Origin of the sequence: Pseudomonas sp. B3(2017) (assembly GCF_002113595.1) — a bacterium.
Taxonomy (GTDB): Bacteria; Pseudomonadota; Gammaproteobacteria; order Pseudomonadales; family Pseudomonadaceae; genus Aquipseudomonas; species Aquipseudomonas ekonensis.
On the sequence record NZ_NEIU01000013.1, the window covers coordinates 129,495 to 149,919 of the forward strand.

Annotated in this window: 20 protein-coding genes and 1 pseudogene; 4 read left to right on the forward strand and 17 right to left on the reverse strand. The window is 62.6% G+C overall.

Going from position 1 to position 20,425, the window contains the following annotated elements:
• Window positions 1–4: 4 nt before the first annotated feature.
• The 11 genes from CAG33_RS19210 to CAG33_RS19255 form a co-directional block, all read right to left on the reverse strand.
• Window positions 5–460 (reverse strand): DUF421 domain-containing protein, encoded by a 456-nt coding sequence (locus CAG33_RS19210; protein ID WP_085582382.1) that lies wholly within the window; start codon window positions 458–460, stop codon window positions 5–7.
• 7 nt (window positions 461–467) lie between these two features.
• Complete coding sequence (locus CAG33_RS19215; protein WP_085582380.1) at window positions 468–986, reverse strand: hypothetical protein; 519 nt, start codon at window positions 984–986, stop codon at window positions 468–470.
• Window positions 979–1,491, reverse strand: coding sequence for a CinA family protein (locus CAG33_RS19220; protein WP_085640120.1), 513 nt, complete (start codon window positions 1,489–1,491; stop codon window positions 979–981). The genes CAG33_RS19215 and CAG33_RS19220 overlap by 8 nt, the downstream gene beginning before the upstream one ends.
• Before the next feature lie 79 nt (window positions 1,492–1,570).
• Window positions 1,571–1,723, reverse strand: a complete 153-nt coding sequence (locus tag CAG33_RS28550; protein WP_170930031.1) for a hypothetical protein — start codon at window positions 1,721–1,723, stop codon at window positions 1,571–1,573.
• Between the two features lie 56 nt (window positions 1,724–1,779).
• Window positions 1,780–2,973, reverse strand: a complete 1,194-nt coding sequence (locus CAG33_RS19225) for a zinc-dependent alcohol dehydrogenase (RefSeq protein ID WP_085582376.1) — start codon at window positions 2,971–2,973, stop codon at window positions 1,780–1,782.
• A 207-nt stretch (window positions 2,974–3,180) separates the two neighbouring features.
• Window positions 3,181–3,435, reverse strand: a complete 255-nt coding sequence (locus CAG33_RS19230; RefSeq protein WP_085582374.1) for a hypothetical protein — start codon at window positions 3,433–3,435, stop codon at window positions 3,181–3,183.
• Window positions 3,436–3,677: 242 nt separating this feature from the next.
• On the reverse strand, window positions 3,678–4,679 hold the full coding sequence (gene cydB, locus CAG33_RS19235) for a cytochrome d ubiquinol oxidase subunit II (RefSeq protein ID WP_085632818.1): 1,002 nt from the start codon (window positions 4,677–4,679) through the stop codon (window positions 3,678–3,680).
• 12 nt (window positions 4,680–4,691) lie between these two features.
• Window positions 4,692–6,044: a cytochrome ubiquinol oxidase subunit I gene (locus CAG33_RS19240; protein ID WP_256575733.1), complete on the reverse strand. Its 1,353-nt coding sequence runs from the start codon at window positions 6,042–6,044 to the stop codon at window positions 4,692–4,694.
• Window positions 6,045–6,086: 42 nt separating this feature from the next.
• Complete coding sequence (locus tag CAG33_RS19245; RefSeq protein WP_085640123.1) at window positions 6,087–7,877, reverse strand: thiamine pyrophosphate-requiring protein; 1,791 nt, start codon at window positions 7,875–7,877, stop codon at window positions 6,087–6,089.
• A gap of 109 nt (window positions 7,878–7,986) precedes the next feature.
• Window positions 7,987–8,925 carry a class I SAM-dependent methyltransferase gene (locus CAG33_RS19250; protein ID WP_085582366.1) on the reverse strand — a complete coding sequence of 313 codons (939 nt, stop codon included), beginning with the start codon at window positions 8,923–8,925 and terminating at the stop codon, window positions 7,987–7,989.
• A gap of 16 nt (window positions 8,926–8,941) precedes the next feature.
• Window positions 8,942–10,312: an iron-containing redox enzyme family protein gene (locus CAG33_RS19255; RefSeq protein ID WP_085582364.1), complete on the reverse strand. Its 1,371-nt coding sequence runs from the start codon at window positions 10,310–10,312 to the stop codon at window positions 8,942–8,944.
• A 186-nt stretch (window positions 10,313–10,498) separates the two neighbouring features.
• On the opposite strand from CAG33_RS19255, the gene CAG33_RS19260 reads away from it, so the two are divergent.
• The 3 genes from CAG33_RS19260 (at window position 10,499) to CAG33_RS19270 (ending at window position 12,240) form a co-directional block, all read left to right on the forward strand.
• Window positions 10,499–10,717 carry a hypothetical protein gene (locus CAG33_RS19260; protein ID WP_085582362.1) on the forward strand — a complete coding sequence of 73 codons (219 nt, stop codon included), beginning with the start codon at window positions 10,499–10,501 and terminating at the stop codon, window positions 10,715–10,717.
• 86 nt (window positions 10,718–10,803) lie between these two features.
• On the forward strand, window positions 10,804–11,052 hold the full coding sequence (locus tag CAG33_RS19265; RefSeq protein WP_085582360.1) for a hypothetical protein: 249 nt from the start codon (window positions 10,804–10,806) through the stop codon (window positions 11,050–11,052).
• A gap of 33 nt (window positions 11,053–11,085) precedes the next feature.
• A complete protein-coding gene (locus tag CAG33_RS19270; protein WP_085582358.1) occupies window positions 11,086–12,240 on the forward strand; it encodes a carboxylate-amine ligase in 1,155 nt (384 codons plus the stop codon).
• A gap of 19 nt (window positions 12,241–12,259) precedes the next feature.
• On the opposite strand, the pseudogene CAG33_RS28795 reads toward CAG33_RS19270, so the two are convergent.
• Window positions 12,260–14,104, reverse strand: a pseudogene (locus tag CAG33_RS28795) (chemotaxis protein CheB).
• A 291-nt stretch (window positions 14,105–14,395) separates the two neighbouring features.
• Here CAG33_RS28795 and CAG33_RS19280 point away from each other — a divergent pair.
• Window positions 14,396–15,286 (forward strand): SDR family oxidoreductase, encoded by an 891-nt coding sequence (locus CAG33_RS19280; protein ID WP_085582352.1) that lies wholly within the window; start codon window positions 14,396–14,398, stop codon window positions 15,284–15,286.
• A 36-nt stretch (window positions 15,287–15,322) separates the two neighbouring features.
• On the opposite strand, the gene CAG33_RS19285 is transcribed toward CAG33_RS19280, so the two are convergent.
• The 5 genes from CAG33_RS19285 to CAG33_RS19305 form a co-directional block, all read right to left on the reverse strand.
• Window positions 15,323–15,571 (reverse strand): hypothetical protein, encoded by a 249-nt coding sequence (locus CAG33_RS19285; RefSeq protein WP_085582350.1) that lies wholly within the window; start codon window positions 15,569–15,571, stop codon window positions 15,323–15,325.
• A gap of 206 nt (window positions 15,572–15,777) precedes the next feature.
• Window positions 15,778–17,100: a cytosine permease gene (locus CAG33_RS19290; protein ID WP_085640126.1), complete on the reverse strand. Its 1,323-nt coding sequence runs from the start codon at window positions 17,098–17,100 to the stop codon at window positions 15,778–15,780.
• 111 nt (window positions 17,101–17,211) lie between these two features.
• Window positions 17,212–18,186, reverse strand: a complete 975-nt coding sequence (locus CAG33_RS19295) for a biotin-dependent carboxyltransferase family protein (protein WP_085582346.1) — start codon at window positions 18,184–18,186, stop codon at window positions 17,212–17,214.
• Window positions 18,183–19,055, reverse strand: a complete 873-nt coding sequence (locus CAG33_RS19300; RefSeq protein ID WP_085582344.1) for an allophanate hydrolase subunit 1 — start codon at window positions 19,053–19,055, stop codon at window positions 18,183–18,185. The genes CAG33_RS19295 and CAG33_RS19300 overlap by 4 nt, the downstream gene beginning before the upstream one ends.
• A complete protein-coding gene (locus CAG33_RS19305) occupies window positions 19,052–20,425 on the reverse strand; it encodes an acetyl-CoA carboxylase biotin carboxylase subunit (protein ID WP_085640129.1) in 1,374 nt (457 codons plus the stop codon). Before CAG33_RS19305 ends, CAG33_RS19300 begins: the two co-directional genes overlap by 4 nt.

Consider the following 20,425-nt stretch of genomic DNA (forward strand, 5'->3'; position numbering starts at 1 on the left):
GTGCTCATGTCGTGCCGGACTCTTGAGGAATGACGGAGATCTTGCCGTTACGCTCGATGATCGCAAACTTGATCTGTTCGATCCTCTCGATGCCCTGACTGGAACGGGCCGCTTCCATGACGTCCGCTTCCACCAGCCGCGCATGCCGCAGGCGGCGGTGCAACAGTTTGCCGTGCTCGACGATGATCGTCGGTTCGCCGTCAATCAGCCGTGACACCCGAGCCGAGCGCTGTTTCAGCAGGGAAAAGCCCACATCGATGGCGATCAGCGTCACGATCACCAGCATCGCATTGGTCAGAGAGAAATCGTCCCCCAGCAAGGCCTGCTGAGTGGCCTCACCAATGATCATCAGCAACACGAAATCGAATGTCGTCAGCTCCGCCAGCGAACGCCTGCCGGCAATCTTGAACAGCACCATCAGGGCCACATACATCGCCGCCGCACGCAAGACCGAGTCCATGGGGCACCTATGGAAAAATGAATTGGACGAGCGTCACACCGTCGGAACCCGGCGTAGTGATATGGCTGCGGAACAAGCCCAGACCGTCACCGCGCAGGGTCAGGTAAAGGCTGAGCTCCCCTTGCGTATCCGCCTGCAACCAAAGGTGCAGACCGTTGGCCGAACTGCGGCTGCGTACCGGTTCCGGCTGCAGGGTCTCGATGCTGAACCCCTCGAGCAGGTCACCGGTCAGCTCCAGCTCTACGGTTGCTTCCGGCGCCGCCGCCATGCTGATCTTCATCGAGTTGGTCGAGCCGTTGCGATGGAACATCTCGTACCCCACCCGGACATTGCCGTCCGCCGAGCGCACCTCCCGGGAGCTGATCATCCCTCGGGAAAACAGTCCCGCCAGGCCCAGCAGCACCAACAGCACCAGGACATACCAGCCGCAGCGCTCGAAGCGCCAAACCTTCAGTTGATAGGCCATGTCCTCACGGATCGGCGCCTGCCGGCTACGCAGATCCGGATGGTCGCCGTCGTCACTCATGAGCAGCCGCCTCGTCGTCTTGCGCCATACAGCGGTGAAATCGCCGCACCCCCATCAGCGCGAACTCCGTGGCCGCGGCCTGCACCTCGCAACGGCTGCCCGAGAAGTGCATCTCGCGGCTGAAGACCCATTGTCTGTCCGCCGCCTGAAAGGCCCAGGCGAAACACACCGTACCGGCGGGAATGCCGTCGACGTCGTCCGGCCCCAAAATGCCGGTGGTCGCCACCGCCACATTCGCCGTGCTGTCGCGCAAGGCCCCCACGGCCATTTCGCGGGCGACCTCGACGCTGGTCAGATTGAACCGGGAGATGGTTGCCGCGCGGACATGCAGCAGGCGTCGCTTGGCCTGGGGCGAGTACACGACGTAACCGCATTCGATGAGGTCGCCGCTGCCCTGCACTTCGGACAACACCATCACGATCATGCCGGCCGTACAGGACTCGGCGGTGGTCAGGATCAGCGAATGCGTACGCAGATAATCGACAGTGTCTTTGGCAATCGACATGGCGGTTTCCCGAAGAGAGTGCTGTCCGGTTGACCTTCGCAGGTACGCTTGAGTTGCGCCCGCGTATCCGCGAAATCAATCACCGATCCTGTTCGGCGGCCTTGTCCTTCTGGATCTGCAAGGAAGCCTTGCTTTTGTCGCCGTCCTTGTTCGGCGCATCGTTCGAACCTTCAAAACAGCCCTGCAAGAGCAAAACCGAGCAAAGACCTACCCAGACACAGATTGTTTTCATGACCTTCTCCCGCTGAGTTGTCCCGTGGCGAGGGTTTTCGCCACGGGTCTGCTTGATCAGACGGCCGGCGGCACATCGCCGGCGCCCGGCGTCAGGATGACTTTGCGGCAGTCTTCCTGTTTCTTGTCGAAAATCCTGTAGCCCTCCGCCGCCTGCTCGAGGGAGAGCCGGTGGCTGATGATCGCGTCCGGCTGCAGCCGGCCCGTTTCGATATGCCCCAGCAACTCGGGGAGATAGCGCTGCACGTGGGTCTGGCCCATCTTGAAGGTCAGGCCCTTGTCGAAGGCGTCGCCGAACAGGAAACCATGGATAAACCCGGCATACACGCCCGGCACGCTGACCACGCCGCCCCGACGCACCGCCGCGATGCACTGCCGCAGCGCCTTGCCGCTGCTGCCTTCGAGCTTGAGCGTGGCCAGCATGGTTTCGGTGGCGCTGCCCTTGGCCTCGAACCCCACTGCATCGATTGCGGCGTCCACACCCCGGTTGCCGGGCGTCTGGCTGATGATCGTATCCGCCGGGTCATCGTCGTCATCGAAGTTGATCGGGATAACGCCGTAGGTGCGTCGCGCGTAGTCCAGTCGGTACTGATGGTGATCGACCATGAAAATGCGTTCGACGCCCAGCATCCGTGCGCAGGCCGCGCTGAGCAATCCCACCGGTCCTGCCCCGTGGATCGCAACGCTCGCCCCCTGCCCCAGATCCGCATTGATCACGGCCTGCCACGCGGTCGGAAGTATGTCGGACAGGAACAGGACCTTCTCGTCCGTCAGGGTTCCCGGCACCTTGAACGGTCCGGTGTTGGCCTTCGGCACCCGCACCAGCTCCGCCTGCCCGCCGGGAATGCCACCGTACATCCGGCTGTAACCGAACAACGCTGCCGGCGGCGGAATCCGTTTTTTGTTCATGGCCGCACCTGCACCGGTGTTGGTCGTCTCGCACGCTGCGTAGAGCGTTTGCCGGCAGAAAAAACAGTCGCCGCAGGCAATCACGAACGGGATCACCACCCGATCCCCACGCTGCACGGCGGTGACGGCGGGGCCGGTGTCCTCCACGATGCCCATGAACTCATGCCCAAAGATATCGCCGTGTTCGACGGTCGGGATCTTGCCCCGGTACAGGTGCAGATCCGAACCGCAGATCGCAGTGGCCGTCACCCGAAGGATGATGTCATCCGGTGCCTCGATGATCGGATCCGGTACTGTTTCGACTCTGACGTCATGAGCGCCGTGGTACGTCATTGCTCGCATGGTGGAATCCTCTGGCGTTGGAATTGAAGAAGTGCCTCTTCAGATTCCGAAGGACTCAGCCCCAGCGAGTTCACTCGGCACTGCGCATTCCGGATCAGCGGAGCGCAAGCCAGTGGGTTCGCGAGACCTTCATCGCTGACCTGCACCGTCCGATGATCGCCTCACGCTGGCGGTCCGGGACAGCACCCCGCCAGCGCCCCCCTGGCGTCAGCGGTGATCCGGTTTGTTCATCATCGCCCGCTTGATGCGCATCCAGTCCCGGTAAGCTTCCGTGCGCTTGGCATCGGCCCTGGCCTTGGCTTCGGAGAAGCGGCTCCACACTTGCGGCTCATCCATTCCGGCGTCGATGATCCGGTAGGCTTGCTCCTCCAGAAGATCCGCGTCGCGAAACATTTCGGTGTTGCGCGCAATCTCATCGTCCCACGCATGGCTGGTGCTCGGCCGCAGGATTTCCTCGCTCATCGCTTGCCTCCCTTTTCTACGTCAGGGCGGTGTTCGGCCGCCATAAGGCGCGTGCAGGGTTACTGAGCCCCTTGCCTGGCTCCTGAGGTTCTCCCTGCGCTCATAACAAGTGAGAGGGCTCGTGTGGAAAAATTCAGAAAGTTTGCCGGAAAGCTAAAAGGCACTGGAAAAAGCTGTACATATAAAATTCTTACGTACAATTTTTCACGTTGAGCGTGAAGTCAACGACTCGACGAACGTGCTCAACGTGGCGAGGCCCCATGGATTTTTCCGCTGAAAACCCGGAAACCATAGGTGTTGTAGATCAGGGTGACCGGCACCAGCACGGCGAACCCCACCAGCATGAACGCCTGACTCCCGGTGCTCGACGTGGCCGCTTGCAGGGTCAACCCGGGCGGGATGATCAGCGGGTACAGCGCGACGAGCATCAATCCGAACGCGAGGACAAAGACACCCAGCGCCGCGAACAACGGCATGCCTTGAAACCGGCTGCGAAAGCCCGCGGCGAAGCCCACCAGCAGACCGGCGAGCACCGACGCCGCCGGCAGCGCGATCAGCGGCGATTCGAGACGCTGGGCATACTGCCCGTGCAACGTGGTCGTCCAGGCCACCAGTCCCCCCAACAGCCCGACCGTCACCAGCGCCAGCACGCGCGCTTGATGCGCGCAACGCTGCTGCAGTTCATCGACAGTGCGCCAGTACAGCCAGCACGCCCCCAGCCACGTATAGCCGCACGCCAGCACCAGGCCGCAAAACAACGGAAACGGCCCGAGCCATTCCCAGCCATTGCCGCTGTACTGCCCGCCCTGATGCGGCACGCCCTGCACCAGCGCGCCGAGCACCACGCCCTGCCCCACGCTCGCCGACAGCGACCCGACCAGCAGCACGCCGTCCACCGCGCGCTTGAGCCGCTCGCTCGGCGCATGATCCCGGAACTCCAGGGCCACCGCGCGCAGGATCAAGGCCAGGAACATCAGGATGAACGGCAGATACAGAGCCGGCAGCAGGATCGCGTAGGCCAGCGGAAACAGCGCCAGCAACCCGCCGCCACCGAGCACCAGCCAGGTTTCATTGGCGTCCCAGATCGGCAGGATGCTGACGGCCATCGTCCGTCGGTGGTCGCTTCGGCGGGTCAACCCCAGCAGCACGCCGACGCCCAGGTCGGTGCCATCGAGCAGCACGTAGTTCAAGATCGAAAAGGCCAGAGCCACCGCGCACAACAGTGTCATCACGTCAGTGTCCATGGCCACACGTCCTCAGGAGTGCCCGGTTTCGTCGGGCAGCGTCGGCTGCGGCCCGGGCTCGCCGCGGTCCGGGGGATCACGCAACAGGCGCAGCAACACCCAAAGCCCGATCGCGAACACCACCAGATAAAACCCGAGGATCAGCCAGGTCGACCCGACCACTTGCGCCCGCGACACCGATGACAGGCTGTCGGCGGTGCGCAGCAGCCCATACACGGTGAACGGCTGACGCCCCACTTCGGTCACCGTCCAGCCGCTGAGCATGGCCAGGAAACCTGCCGGCGCCATCAGCACGCAAGCCCCTAGCCAGCGGCGAGAACGGTACAAGCGCTTGTTCCGGCGCAGCAGCAGACTGGCCAGCCCCTGCCCGAGCATCAACAGCCCGAGGCCGACCATCAGCCGAAACGCAAAGAACACCGGCGCCACCGGCGGAATGTCCTGTGGCGCGAACTCGTCGAGCGCAGCGATGGTTCCGCTCAGGTCATGCGTCAGGTACAGCGAACCGATGCGCGGGATCGCCAGCTCCCAGCGATTGCGTCGTTCACTCATGTCGGGCCAGGCGAAGAGCCGCAGCGGCTCGCCGGCGCCCTCGGCGGGACGCGTCCATGAACCTTCGATCGCCGCCACTTTCTGCGGCTGCACCTGCAGACTGTGCTGGCCATGCAAGTCGCCGACGACGATTTGCACCGGCGTCAGCACCGTCAACACCCACATCGCCATGGATAACTGCACGCGCACCCGCGGGTTGCCGGCGGCCTTGAGCAACTGCCAGGCGCTGCACCCCGCCACCAGCGTCGCGGTGCCCAAGCAGGCGGCCAGCGTCATGTGCGTCAGGCGATAGGGAAACGAAGGATTGAAGATGATCGCCCACCAGTCCTGGGCAATGAACCGACCGTCCGGGCCATGGGAAAAACCCGCCGGGGTGTGCATCCACGAGTTGGCCGAGAGAATCCAGAACGCACTGATCAACGACCCCGCCGCCACCGCGCACGTGGCGAAAAAATGCAGACGCGGGCCGACCTTCTTCAAGCCGAACAGCATGATGCCGAGGAAGCCGGCCTCGAGAAAAAACGCCGCGAGGACTTCGTAGAACATCAACGGCCCGAGAACATCGCCGGCCTTGACCGACAGCCGCGACCAGTTGAGACCGAACTGATACTCCAGAATCAGGCCGGAGGCAGTGCCGACCGCCACGGTCAAGGCAAACACCTTGAGCCAGTAGCGGTAGATGTCCAGATAGGTCTCGCGCCCGCTCTTGAGCCACAACGCCTCCAGCACCATCAACCAGTTCGCCAGGCCAATGGTGAAGGCCGCCAGCACGATATGGAAACCGATGGTGACCGCGAACTGGATTCGCGCGGCCATGAGAGCGGAACCGAGGGTGTCCATGGGCCGAGGTCGACCTCGCTATCTGGCTTTGCCGGGCAATACCGCGCCCAGTACCTGCTTGGCCGTTTGCACGATGACGCCGGCTTCGTCGGCATCCCCCTTGAGCAAGGTGGCAGCAAATTTCTTCGCCTGCTCCAACTTGATGTGCGGCGGCAGCGGCGGCACGTCCGGATCGGTCTTGAACTCGATCAGCACCGGCACGTCCGACGCCAACGCCTGCTCCCAGGCTGCCGCCACGTCCTCTTCGCGATCGACGAAAATGCCTTTGAGGCCGATGGAAATCGCAAACAGGTGATACGGCACATCGGGAATGTCCTGCGAAGCCTCGAACTTCGGATCGCCTTCCATCACCCGTTGCTCCCAAGTGACCTGGTTCAAGTCCTCGTTGTTGAACACGGCGCAGATCCATTGCGGGCTTTCCCATTGCCGCCAGTACTTGGCGACCGTGATCAGCTCGGCCATGTTGTTCATCTGCATCGCACCGTCGCCCACCAGGGCAATCACCGGGCGTTGCGGGAAGGCGAACTTTGCCGCGATCGCATAGGGCACGGCCGCGCCCATGGAGGCCAGGCCGCCGGAAAGCGAACACTTCATGCCTCTGCGGATTTTCAGGTCGCGGGCGAACCAGTTGGCGCAGGAGCCGGAATCGCTGGTGACAATGGCTTGCTCGGGCAGGCGCGGGGACAACTCGTACACCACCCGCTGCGGATTGACCGGATCGGCCTTGGCCATGGCGCGCTTCTCGAGCGTTTTCTCCCAAGCGGCGCGCCAGCCCTCAATCTTCTTGCGCCATTTGCGCTGGGTTTTGTGTTCGAGCAACGGCGCAAGCGCGGCGAGCGTCTCGCCAGCGTCGCCCACCAGATTGACCTCCATCGGATAGCGCAGGCCGAGCATGTCGGGCTGCACGTCGATCTGCACCCCGCGCGCCTGCCCCTCCTTCGGCAGGAACTCGGCATACGGAAACCCCGAGCCGACCATCAGCAAGGTGTCGCATTCCATCATCAACCGGTAGCTCGGCTCGGTGCCCAGCAAGCCGATGCTGCCGGTGACCCACGGCAACTCGTCCGGCAACACGGCTTTGCCCAGCAGAGCCTTGGCCACACCGGCGCCGAGCCTTTCGGCAACCGCGAACACTTCATCGCTTGCCCCCAGCGCTCCGGCGCCCACCAACATCGCGACCTTCTCGCCCGCGTTCAGCACCTGGGCCGCGTTCTGCAGATCCGCGTCGTAGGGCAATATTCTCGGCTTGCAGTAGCCGACCCCGGAATGCGCTGTGCCGTGCGCCCGCGCCGGCGCCTTGTATTCGATGTCCTGCAAATCGTTCGGCAGGATTAGTGCGGTCACGCGCCGCTCGCCGATCGCCGTGCGTACCGCGCGATCCAGCAGATGCCGCACTTGGGCAGGTGCCGAGGCCTGCTGCACAAAAGCACCGGCGACGTCCTTGAACATCGACACCAGATCCAGCTCTTGCTGATAGTGGCTGCCCAGCGCCGTACGCGCTTGCTGCCCGACAATCGCCAGCACCGGCATGTGATCGAGCCGGGCGTCGTACAGGCCGGTGATCAAGTGCGAAGCGCCGGGGCCGGAGGTGCCGATGCATACGCCCAGTTCTCCGGTGAATTTGGCATGGGCCGAGGCCATGAACGCGGCCATTTCTTCATGTCGGGCCTGCACGAATTCGATCTTGCCCCGCGCACGGCTCAACGCGCCGAAGACCCCGTTGATGCCGTCCCCCGGATAACCGAAAATTCGTGTCACGCCCCATTGGCTGAGCCGCTCGACCAGGTAATCGCCCACTGTGACTGTCATGTTCACCCTCGCTGTCCCCTTTGCGCATGGCTTCCCCGGCACGCATGCAGTGCAGGCGAACCCGGAAGGTGTAAAGGTCTCGACAGCCCCGCGGCCGGCGAAGTTTCGATTAGTTGCGGGTGACCGTGAGCAGCGTCACGGCAATGCGCTCGACCTGCCCATAGCCGGGCTCGAGCAGCTCTTCACCGAAGACGTCCGGATCCAGCTCTTCATAGGCCCAGCTGAAACCACTGTCGAACAACGCTTCGATCCGGTCCAGAAAAGGATCCGCACCGCGCACCATGGCCACGCCGGTGTACAGCAGCAGCGTGCCGCCCGCGCTCAGGCGCGCTAGCGCCTCACGCACGATACGCACCGACAGCGCCTCTCCCAGGGCTCCGCCGCCGTGACGGTACGCACGTTGCTGCGGGTCGTTCATGTAAGGGGGGTTGGCGACTATCAGGTCAAACCGACCTTCGACACTGGCCAGCAGGTCGCTGTGGTAAATCGCAATGTTGTCGGTGCCGGCCAGCCCGGCATTGACGGCGGTCAAGCGCAACGCGCGCGGATTGATGTCCACCGCGACCACCTGGGCCTGCGGCCGCGCCCGGGCGATCAATACCGCGCCGACGCCGGCGCCGCAGCCGATGTCCACCGCGCGCGTCACCGGTGCCGTCCGCCGTTGCAGGTGCGCCTCGATGGCCCGGGCAAACCGATAAGTATCCGGACCGAAAAACACGGCATCGGTCTGGCGGGTCGGATAGGCCGAATGCACGAACAGCAGGTCATTCAACGACGACCAGCGCACGGTGCTGCGCCATAGCGAGCCTTGCTGTTCGAAAATGCCTGCGCGCTCCAGCGCTTGAAACCGGTCGGCCGCAAACAACCCTTTGTCGAAGGGCATCGACCAGCCGAAGACGTCGCGCTGATCCTTCGCCAAGGGCCTTTGCGCCCGTTGCATGACCCGCTCGTGGGTCAAGGGCGTCGGTGTGATGAACCGGTAACCGCTTTGGCGCAGGTGCATGCCCAGCTCAAGCAATTCGCGATCGATCCGCTGTTGCGCGGTCATGGAACCTCCTGAATGTTCAGCGCAAGGCTTTGCGCAGCTGCATGAATCGGCGGGTGGCGAATAGCCCTGCCGGGCGCCAGTGACGTTGCGGCGCCAGCCAGGGGATCAACGTGTTCATCTGTTCAAGCGGCGATTGCGCTTGCAGGGTCTTGTGCAGGGTAAGGGTCTCGCTGTCGCTGACCTGGCCGATGTCCTCACCGGTAGGGTTGCGCGCCCCTCCGGCGCGCGGGTTGCCGTCCTGCCAGCCGTCGGCGATCCAATCATGCAACAGCTGTTTTTCGTAGACGCTGAACACGCCGAACATCACCGCCGGGCTGCCGTCGATGAGTCGCCAGAAGCGGCTTTGGGTCGGATCCTCGCCGCGCTTGATCCAACCTTTGCGGATCAACGCATCGAGAAAGGCTTCCATCTGGCCCGGCGTCGCCAGCCATTGGTTGATGGTGCGGTTTTCGATCCGACAGTAATCGGAATGCATGTGTCGCCCGAACACGGCTTTGCGCTCCAGCATCGCCAGGGCCTCGCGCTTCAAGTCGAATGCCTGGATCACCGCCGTGGAACCGGGCCCGAGGTCGTTCAGCCGATAGCCCGATTTCATGCGCCGATAGAAGGCGGCCCGCTGCTCCCCCGCCGGCAGCAAGTCCTGCAGAGCCTTCACGGCGCGGCGGGCGTGCCCGGTGCTGGCGTTGTCGATGGTCACATGCAGGCGAAAGTAATGCGGGTCGATACCGAGCTCGCGCAGCTCATAAGCGCTGATCAACAGATGCAGCGGCAATTGCTCGTAACCCAGGTTGTAACCGATGACCTCAGGCAACAACGCGTCGCAGCCATGCCCCAACGCCAGCTGTATCGCACCTTGCAGATAGTATTCGTCGCCAAGGTCGGACAGGTCGTCACAACCGTGCTCAGCCAACAGCTGGCGATAGATCAGCACATGGTTCTGCCTGGGCACGCCCTCGCCCAGTTCCTCAAGATAGATCGCTTGCAAGTGATCGAAACGGACGTCTTGCCAATGGTGCAGCACCCCCGCCAACCAGGCGCCATCAACGGCCTTGGTCGGCCCGACATGCTGCAGAAAGTACAAGGCATGGGCGGTGTTCCGAAAGTAGCGGCGCCCTTCTCCGGCCTGCCGGGACGCCAGATAACTCGCGTACTGCGCCGCGACGGCGGCGCAGCGGGCCTGCGACCAGTGAAGGAGTTGCTCGGGATCGGCCGGCAACTCATCGGCCATGTCGCCGGCCGCCGCCAAATGCGGCTGCAAAAAGGCTTGGGCGATGGCGCCCGCCTCGGGGTCGTCCGTGAGCAGTCTTGCGTAGATCTCATGGTTCGGACGGTTCGGCCTCTCGTGAAGCGCGGCAGGCACGGTGCTCAGGCACTCTATCGATGTCATGGAGCTGTTTCCCCTGTGAAGGCTGCAGATCGAACGTCTTAAACAAAAGAGAAAATGCGACAGGGAAAATTCCTTTTATTTGCATGAGCGGCAACGGGACACCGAACGATCGCGTCCGGCAGTCATTGCGGCTGAACCTTTGTTCGCCGTCTCACCCAAAACCTCTACAACCGATGGAGGTGCATCATGGAAACCACATACTTTCTGATCGGCGGCGCAGTGATCGTCCTTCTGCTCGATCTGTGGATCATCAATAGCGTGTTCAGAAGCGACGGCCATACGCTGAGCAAGGTCTGGTGGTCGGCGCTTGTGCTGCTGCCGATCTTGGGGGCGGTCATCTGGGGCATCTCCGGCCCCCGAGGTGTCACCAAAGGCCCTTCTTCACCGGAACACAGCAAAGGCTGAACGGTCGGCAGCCCTTTGTCGGATTCGCTGAACCCCATGGCGAGGCCGGTGCTCAACGTTGAAACGCCCCGTGGAAGAGCTTCGCCATGCACGCCTTCAACCACCAGCTGACCGCCACACAAGAGATGAAGCTTCAGGCACTCGACCGCTGGCACCGCGCACTGGACAACCAGGCATTGCGCATGGACTGCCCGAATGACTACCACGATGAGTTGTTGCGCCAGTGCGATGAGATGCACCGTCGGCAAATCGTGAGCTGGGAAGAATGGCGAGACCTGCGCATCGAAGCCGATCAGGCGTACCTGCGTGCGATCGCCGGTGACGATTACCGCTAGGCACCCGATTGGCGTACCGCGAGGAGCATGGTCATGAGCGAAGGCCCGCGATTCGGTATCGAAGAGGAGTATTTCATCACTGACCTCGCGTCCCGCGCCATGGTGGGCCAGCCATGCCGTGAGGCAGTCCAGGCATGCCGGGACGCGCTCGGCGAACACTTCGCGTTCGAGATGTTCCAGGGACAAATCGAGGTCGCCTCGCCGACGTTCAATACGTTGGGCCAGGCGACGGATTACCTTGCCGGCGCCCGCGAGACCTTGATCAGCAGCCTGTTGCCGTATGGATTGGGCGCCATCAGCGCCGGCAGTCACCCGCTCGCCGATTGGCGCGGGCAAACGGCGACCGATGAAGAACACTTCCGGCAGATCTTCCGCCGATACGCCCATGTTGCGCGACGTAGCGTTTTATCGGGGCTGCATGTGCATGTCGAGGTGCCTGGTCACGTCGACCGGATACGCGTCATGAATGAAGTCTTGCCTTGGACGCCGCTGCTGCTGGCCTTGAGCTGTTCGTCACCGTTCTGGGACGGCGCGGACAGCGGCTACATGAGTTTCCGCCAGACGCTGTGCGATGAATGGCCGCGCATGGGCATCCCGCCGCTGTTTGCCGGGCAGGACGATTACGATGCCCACATCGCCTTGCTCTCGCGCACAGGCGTCATCGAACGGCCCAGCGAGTGCTGGTGGGCGATACGCCCGTGCGCCAGGTACCCCACGCTGGAGTTGCGCATGACCGACGCGTGCCCCTGCCTGGCCGACGCCCTCACACTCGCCTCTCTCTATCGTTTGCTGGTCGCCCACGCCCTGGAGCAGGAACGACCAGGCACTTCGTACACACCGACCTCACGGATCCTGCTTGAGGAAAACCGCTGGAGAGCAAAACGCTCGGGCCTGCTGGGCGCGTTTCTCGTCGAAGGCCACGAGCGGACTGTTTCCATCGGGCAGTGGCTGGAACAGGCCGAACACGTCATGGGCGCGACCGCTGAGCGCCTGCAGATGCCTGACCTCTTCGATCAGGCGCGCGAGATGGTCGCCGCCGGCACGAGTGCGGACCGCCAACGGAAGGTCTTCCGACAGGCGCTGAGCGACAGGCTGCCGACGCCGCTCGCGCTGGCGCAAGTGGTGGATCACTTGCTCCAGGAGACAAGGGGCGCATCGGCGCTCGTCCCCCGCAAGCCTTGCCGCTGAAGAGACACGCCAGCCACACTCATTTCAACATGCTGCTGCACAGTTCCTCGATGGCTTCCACCAACGCTTCATATTGCACCGGCTTGCTCAAATGCCGATCGAAACCCGCTGTCTTGGCTTTCTGCACTTGCGCCGCAACGCCGTACCCGGTCAAAGCGATCGCGGGGGTGAACTTGTGCAATTTGGTCTGACGCAACGCCTGGATCAACTCATGCCCATCCATGACCGGCATGCCGATGTCGGACAAAACGACGTCATAGTGCTCATCCGTGGCGTTGCGCAGGGCCAGCAAGGGTTCGCTGAAAGAGTTGACCCGCGCATCCTCCATCTCAAGCAACATGCGCATGACATCGACGACTTCCGGGGAGTCGTCCACCAGCAGCACTTTGAGCCCCTTGAGCCGCCCTTTCTGCTCGGCCTTGGGTTCATTCTGATCGACATCCATCGTCTGGTCCGACAGCGGAATCAAGACGGTGAACGCGCAACCGTGGCCCAGCCCCGCCGATTTGACGCTGACCGAGCCTTCATGGGCCTGCACGAGTTGGCGAACCAGCGAAAGGCCGATGCACAAGCCATCGCGCTGATGGGTGCCCGTTCTCGGCTTGGCCTGCTTGAACAGGTCGAAGACATGTTCGATGTCCGCCGGCGCGAGCCCGATGCCGTTGTCGATGATCTGCAGCCGCGCGTGGCCGTCGTTGACACCCAGGATGATCTGGATACGGGCGTTCTGCGAGGTGAACTTCAGCGCATTGTGCAGCAGATTCCAGATGATCTGCTCCAGCCGCGTAGGATCGCCCGTGCTCGCGGGCCTGACGCAATTCATTCTCGGGAACCCCGGCTTTGCGGTCTTCCGACGAAAACAGCAGGTCGTAATAGACGCCGATGACCTCAGTGCTCTTGTAACCGAAAATCAGCTCGGCACCGGTGTTCCAGTCAGTGATCAGGCCCTGCTCATCGAGAATGATGATCGCGAAGTCGTGCGTGCTCTCGGCCACCAGCCTCATGCGTTCCTGGCCCAGCCGCAGGTCTTCTTCGGCCTCTCGGCGCTTGGTGATATCGATGAACGTGAGCACCGTGCCGTCGATGTGGTTTTCGCTGGACCGGTAAGGCAACAGGCGCGCGATGTACCAACGGTGATCGATGCTGCTGACCTCTCGCTCCATCATGTTCAGCGACTCGAACACCGAGGTCGCGTCGTCCGCCAGCTGCGGGTAGTTGAGGCGTTAACTGAAATACGTCGGCAGGTCCGGTTGCGCGGTCACTTGCAGGCGCCGCTCGATGCGCCGCAGCACTGTGGCGCGCTTATAGTGCTTGAAGTCATGCCCCGTGCGGTTGCACAGCAACAGCAGGATATCCTGCAGCGTTTGCTCGGCGACCGCCTGCTCTTTTCCGGGGGGTGTCTGTCGGCATGTCATGCGGTGCGGGCAGCGTTATGGTTTGCGAGTTGCGCCACAGTTCGAGGATCTTCTGGGGTATCTCGGCGACGGGCAGCACGACGTCCACCATCGATGTCGCGATGGCCGCCAGCGGCATGCCGTCGAACTCGGCGTCCGACGGTGTCTGCACAAGGGTCACGCCACCCTGTTCCTTGATCCGCGACAGTCCGACGGCACCGTCGCTGCCGGACCCGGACAGCACGATGCAGAAGGCATGTTCCTTGTGCGCATCAGCCAGATCACGGAAAAACAGGTCAATCGCCACGTGGCTACCCACCGCTGTCGGCAGGCATCTGTTCGAAGAAGATTTTCAATGCATTGAGGGCGCCCGCCGAAGCGCCGATTCCAACGACCGGGAACGACAAATGACTAGGTGTAACGCCTTCCCGTTGCGGCAGGGAGCTGGGGCGTTTCGGAGTCGACTTCATCTTGTATTCCTTTGCGTTTGGGCGACGTGCTCACTCAATTGGAAGGATTGTAAAAGTCATGGGGCCCGCAGGACAGAAAGATTTTGAATACATCGTCTTGCTTCACATTTTGACCGTCCAAGCCGTCAGTTTTATCGCTGTTGCGCCGCAAACGCGGGGCCTTTCGCGATTCATCCGTCAACTGTGCGCCCGTTCGTCGCATCAAAAAACAATGAAAATAAACCTTTCTTTGGGGCACCCCTTCCAACGTTCACGTAGCGGGAATTCTTCCTGTTCTTTTTGGAGTGCCCCATGAACCAATACGAGATGCAGCATCCACAAACTCAATATCCGCGACCGGGGTTTGCGGCCCAGACCCAAGAGGCCCCAGGGCTGGACAGCGACATGCGTCCAGAGCCGGATCATGGCGAAAAAAGCTATGTAGGCTTTGGCCGGCTGAAAGGCCGCAAGGCCCTGATCACGGGGGCCGACTCCGGCATCGGCCGTGCGGTGGCGATTGCCTTTGCCCGGGAAGGTGCAGATATCGCCCTCAATTATCTACCGGTCGAAGAACCGGATGCTCGACAGGCAGTCGGCCTGATCGAAGCCGAGGGGCGCAAGGCCATTGCCCTGCCTGGCGACATCACGGAGGAAGCATTCTGTCGCTCCCTGGTTCGCCAAGCGCACGAACAGCTCGGCGGTCTGGATATCCTGGTCAATATTGCCGGCAAGCAAGTCGCTAGAAAAAACATCAACGAAATCAGTACCGAACAGTTCGACGCAACGTTCAAGACCAATGTCTACGCGTTGTTCTGGCTGTGCCAAGCGGCATTGCCTCTTTTGCCTGCGGGCGCAACCATCATCAATACCGCCTCGATCCAGTCCTACGATCCGTCGGCGACCCTGCTCGATTATGCGACGACCAAGGCCGCTATCGTTGCCTTCACCAAAGCGCTGTCCGAACAAGTGATCGATCAGGGCGTACGCGTCAACGCCGTTGCGCCCGGGCCCATCTGGACCGTTCTGCAACCGAGCGGTGGCCAGCCTCCGGAAAAGATCCCGCATTTCGGTGAACACACACCGATGAAACGCCCAGGACAACCCGCCGAGTGCGCACCTTTGTACGTATTGCTGGCCTCACAGGAGTCCAGCTACATCACAGGTGAAACCTTCGGCGTCACCGGTGGCGACCCCACGCCGTAGTTCATCGGACACGGCGCCTGCCTGAGCTGAACCGGCTCAGGCAGGGTTCTTCCCTGGGGTATTTTTTTTCCAGCCTCGCAGATTCATGGCGCATAGACAGAACTGCAGCACGATCAAAGCCCATGCGTCGACCTGCCAGCCCCATACCACCCACAACACATTGCTGCCGATGAAGAAGCAAAAGCCCATTCGCCGATATCCTGACTGACGCGAGCCGGTGCACCAGGCCGCTGCGACGGTGAGCAACATGGCCGGCCATTGCAGTAGATCAATCAGTTGCGCCATTTCTTCTGCCTTTATCGATCGCAAACCAACATTATCTGTGAGTGACCCGGCGCCCTTACGTTCCCCCGGATGCCAGAGAATCTACCGGGACAAAAACTTCCACTGGACACCTTTGCCCTCGGTGAAGTGAAGTCGCGCCAGCGCCCAGTGACTTGCGTCTTCTCGTTTCTGGAACACGCGGTTAAGCGATAACTGACTGCAAAACACTACTCCGCCAGCCCTAGCCGCAATCGGCCTCGCCGGGCCAACCCCACCTGCAGAGCAAACGCCACCACCACCGTCGCCGGCGCGGAAAAACTGCTCAGTCCACCACCGGCAAACATCAACGCCAGCCCCAGCGCCGTCGCGCCGAACCAGGCGCTCAACCCGACCGGATTGAATGCCGCCACTCGCTCCAGCGCCGCCGCATCATTGCGTCCGCAGAGAATCTGCGCCAGTGCCACACCGACCCAAGCCACCACGAAAATCCCCTGATAGGCCAACGCCTTCAGAAGGTAGGCGAACACGTCCGCCAGCATCAGCCCGTAGACGACCACCCCGACCACCAATGCCCACATCAGGTACGAACCGCGCACGCCGAAACGGCCGAAGAACGCCTGCATGTTCAAGGTAGCCAGGTAGTAGTTGGCGGTGTTGATGCGGGTTTGCGTGGCCCAGACGAACAGCAACCCCCACAGGCCCATCAACTGCAGGATCGCCATCACCACCGAGACTTCGTTCAGCGCGCCGTCATGGGGAATGCTGCTGACCAGGTAGATCCCCGCCGCGCCGTTGAGCAAGAACGTCACCGCGTAGAACGGCATGCCGAAGTTCCAGCGGCCGTGGTAGTCGGCGTCTTCAGGTTGGCCGAAACGCGCGTAGTCGAAGGTGAACAGCATCAGGATCCAGACGCCCATGTAGGCGACGAAGCAGTGCCACCAGCCGAACGCGTCGGGGGTGGCCGGGCCGAAATCCAGCCATTGCGGCTGGTAGCCATAACGGCTGACCGACAGCCCCACCGCCACCAGCAGACCGCCGAGATACACGGGCAGCAAGACGCCGTTAAGCTTGTCGAGCCAGTGCTGCACGCTGCCGAGGATCATCGGCACGCTGTAAAGCACCACGGCCAGGGCGGCCAGCGGGTAGATCAGTTGCGGATACAGGTGATTGAGCGCCACGGCGATCACCGAGCCTTCGAACACCGCGTAGTAGATCGCCGTGGAAAAGAAGATCAGCGTCGCCAGGCTGGCGCCGGTGCTGCCGAACAACAGCCGCGAGAACAAGGCCACCGACAAGCCGCTGCGAATCGCGAAACGGCTGAGCACGCTGTTGACCAAGCCGTAGCTGATCACCGACAGCACCATGCCGATCAGCGCATTGCGCGCACCGAACGACAGCGCAAGCGACGCGCCGACGACGATGTAGAACATCGCGCTGCACACCGCCCACCAGGCCATGGTCAGCGACAGTCGCCCCATGCGCGCTTCGGCCGGCACGGGATGATGGGCCGGGTCTTGCCCGGTTTGACTCGATTGCGATAAAGCAGCCATATGCGTGAACTCCAGAACCAGTCAAAGGTTGAAGCGCGGGCAGCCGTCACCGCACCGGAGTGCGGCGTTGGCTCACCGTTTGGCAGGGCCCGCGCGATGCGGCGGGCAGAATCAGGAAGGGAACAGCTTGCTCAGGCAGCTGAGTTTTTTCTTATAGGAACGTCGCGCTTCCAGCGCCTCTTCGAGGGTCACCGCGACAAAGCGGGCCTTCTGGTTGGGTTGCATCTGGCCGATCAAGTCGAGGTCGGCGCTGATCACCGTGCCGATCATCGCGTAGCCGCCACCGGACACCGCGTCGCGGTGCAGGACAATCGGCTCAAGCCCCGCCGGCACCTGGATCGAACCGATCGGGTAGCAACTGTCGACGATGTTCGACGGATCGGAGCCGGCGCCGAACGGCTGTTCGCGGGGCTGGAAGCTCAGCGCACTGCCGCCCTTGAAGCGATAGCCGATGCGGTCGGCCTCCGAGCCCACCGTCCATGGCTCGGCGAAAAAGCTCTTCGCCGCGGCGTCACTCAGGCGCTCGTAATACAGCCCCGGCACGACGCGCAGGGTGATTTCGCCGCCCAGCGATTGGCGCAGCGCCATGGGCAGGCTGGCCCCGGCTCGGCCCTTGCCGCTGGCGGTGCCGATCGGCAATTCGTCGCCGGCGACCAGTCGGCGTCCCGCAAAGCCACCCAGCCCACCCAACGCATAGGTCGAACGACTGCCGAGCACCACCGGCACATCGATGCCGCCCGCCACCGCCAGATAAGCCCGGGCGCCGGCCTTCGGAAAATCGAAACGCAGCACCTGCCCGGCCTTCACCTCGAACGCCGTGTCATGGTGCATTTCCACACCGTCGACACGCGCCGTCATGTGCGCACCGCAGACCGCCACCAGCGCGTCCTGCTGAAACTCCAGCTCAGGCCCGAGCAACGTGCACTCCAGCGCAGCCAGGCTCGCGGGGTTGCCGACCAGTTGGTTGGCCGCGCTCAAGGCGTATTGATCGAGCGCCCCCGAAGGCGGGATGCCCAGGTGGTAATAGCCTTCGCGCCCCTGATCCTGCACCGAAGTCGCCAGGCCGGGTTTGAGTACCTTGATCATGCCAGCACCTCCTGCAACGACTTGGGATAGCCGATCGGGTCGGCGAGGAACGCGTCCAGGGAAAACTCCACCGGACGAATCCGCAGATCGAAGCGCCCGGCGTCCACTTCAGCGACCGCGCGGTCGTAGGCGTCACGGTCGATCGGCTTGAACTGAACGATGTCCCCCGGGCGGAAAAACACCATGTGTTCCTTCAAGTACGCGAGGGTCTGATGCGGGTCGTAGATCGGTGCCGGCGTGACGCCGAACATCTGATAACCACCGGCACCGCGCACCGAGTAGATGCAGCCGAAGCATCCGCCATGGCCGAGGGTCAGCTTCGGTGTGTCGGTGCGTGGCCGCAGGTACTTCGGCACCTGCAACTGGCGCTCGCGCTCCACCATCTGGAACATGAACGGCAGCCCGGCCACGAAGCCGACCATCGAGACGAACCACGGTGCGCCGCTGTGGGCGGCGATGAACGCCTCGACATCCGCAAGACCGTTGATCCGTGCGGCGTACTCAAGGTCGGTGGCGCTGGGGTCCTGATGCCGGTCGCGGAAACGCATCAGGGTTTCGTGGGTCCAGGGGTCGTTGTACAGCACCGGAACCTCGATGATCCGTGTCTGCAGCGTACGCTCGGAAACGGCCTCGGCTTCGGCGCCTTTCACCGCTTCCAGCAAGGTGTGCGGAGCGATGCGGTCCGGGTCGAAACGGATCTGGAACGACGCGTTGGCCAGGCACACATCAAGCACGCCATCCAGCGCCAGACGCTCCACCGCGCGGGTGACGGCCAGCCCCTTGAAGAACGCGTCGAGGGACATGCTGTCGCTGACTTCGGCAAACAGATGCTCATCGGCACCGAAGCTGTAGCGGATTGGCGTGCTCATGCTTGACCTCCACGGCGGCGCGCCGCCAGCCAGATTTCCAGGGTGCCGGTGTGGAAGTCGGCGCTGTGTAGCCACGCTTGCTCGAGCAATTCGCTGTGCAGCGTCAGGGTGTTGGCCATGCCGGACAGTGTGGTCTGTTCCACCGCTGCCCTCGCCCGACGCAATGCTTCGGCGCGGTCAGCACCGTGCACGATCAACTTGGCCAGCAACGAGTCATAGTAAGGCGGCACGCGGTAGTATTGATACAGGTGAGTGTCGACACGAATGCCTTCGCCCTGCGGCCAGATCAGTTCCTCGACCAGACCGGGACTCGGGAAGAAGTCGCGCTGCGGATCTTCGGCGTTCAAGCGCATTTGCAGCGCGGCGCCGTTGAGTTGAATGTCACTCTGCTTGAAACCCAGCGGTTCGCCGCCAGCAATGCGCAACATGGCCTGGACCAGATCGATGCCGGTGATCAACTCGCTGACCGGGTGCTCGACCTGAATCCGCGTATTCATCTCGATAAAGAAGAACTCGCCGGTCGCATCGTCATACAGGTATTCCAGAGTGCCGGCGCCCTTGTAGGCCAAGGACTCGGTCAGGCGCACGGCGCTCGCGCAGAGGATCTCGCGTTGCTGTTGGCTGAGCACTGGCGACGGCGCTTCCTCGAAAATTTTCTGCCGGCGACGTTGCAGTGAGCACTCACGCTCGAACAAATGCACCGCGTGCTGACCGTCGCCCAACACCTGCACTTCAATGTGCCGGGCCTGACCGATAAACCGCTCAAGGTACACCGCGCCGTTGCCGAACGCAGCCTGGGCTTCGCGCTGGGAACGGGGAAACTCTTCGGCAAGCTGCGCAGCGTTTTCCGCCAGGCGAATGCCCCGCCCGCCGCCACCGGCCGAGGCTTTGATCAGCAGCGGGAAGCCAACGGTTTCGGCAGCCTTGAGTGCCGATTCGACGTCAAACAGCTCACCCGGTGAGCCCGGCACCACCGGCACCCCCGCCGCTTGCGCGGTGCGCCGGGCTTCGGCTTTATCGCCCATACGTCGGATCGTTTCGGCGCTCGGCCCGACAAAAATCGCCCCGGCCGCCACCACTGCTTCGGCAAAATCGGCGTTCTCCGAGAGAAAGCCGTAACCGGGGTGTACCGCGTTGGCGCCTGTGGCTTTCAAAGCACCGAGCAAGGCTTCGACATTCAGATAGCTTTTATCGGCGCGCGCCGGGCCGAGGACGTGTACCTCATCGGCCATGCGCGCGGCGAGGGAATCGACGTCCGCTTCACTGCACGCGGCCACAGTGGGAATCCCCAGCTCCCTGGCGGCGCGAATAATCCGCACCGCAATTTCGCCACGGTTGGCGATCAACAATTTATGAATACCTTGGGTCAT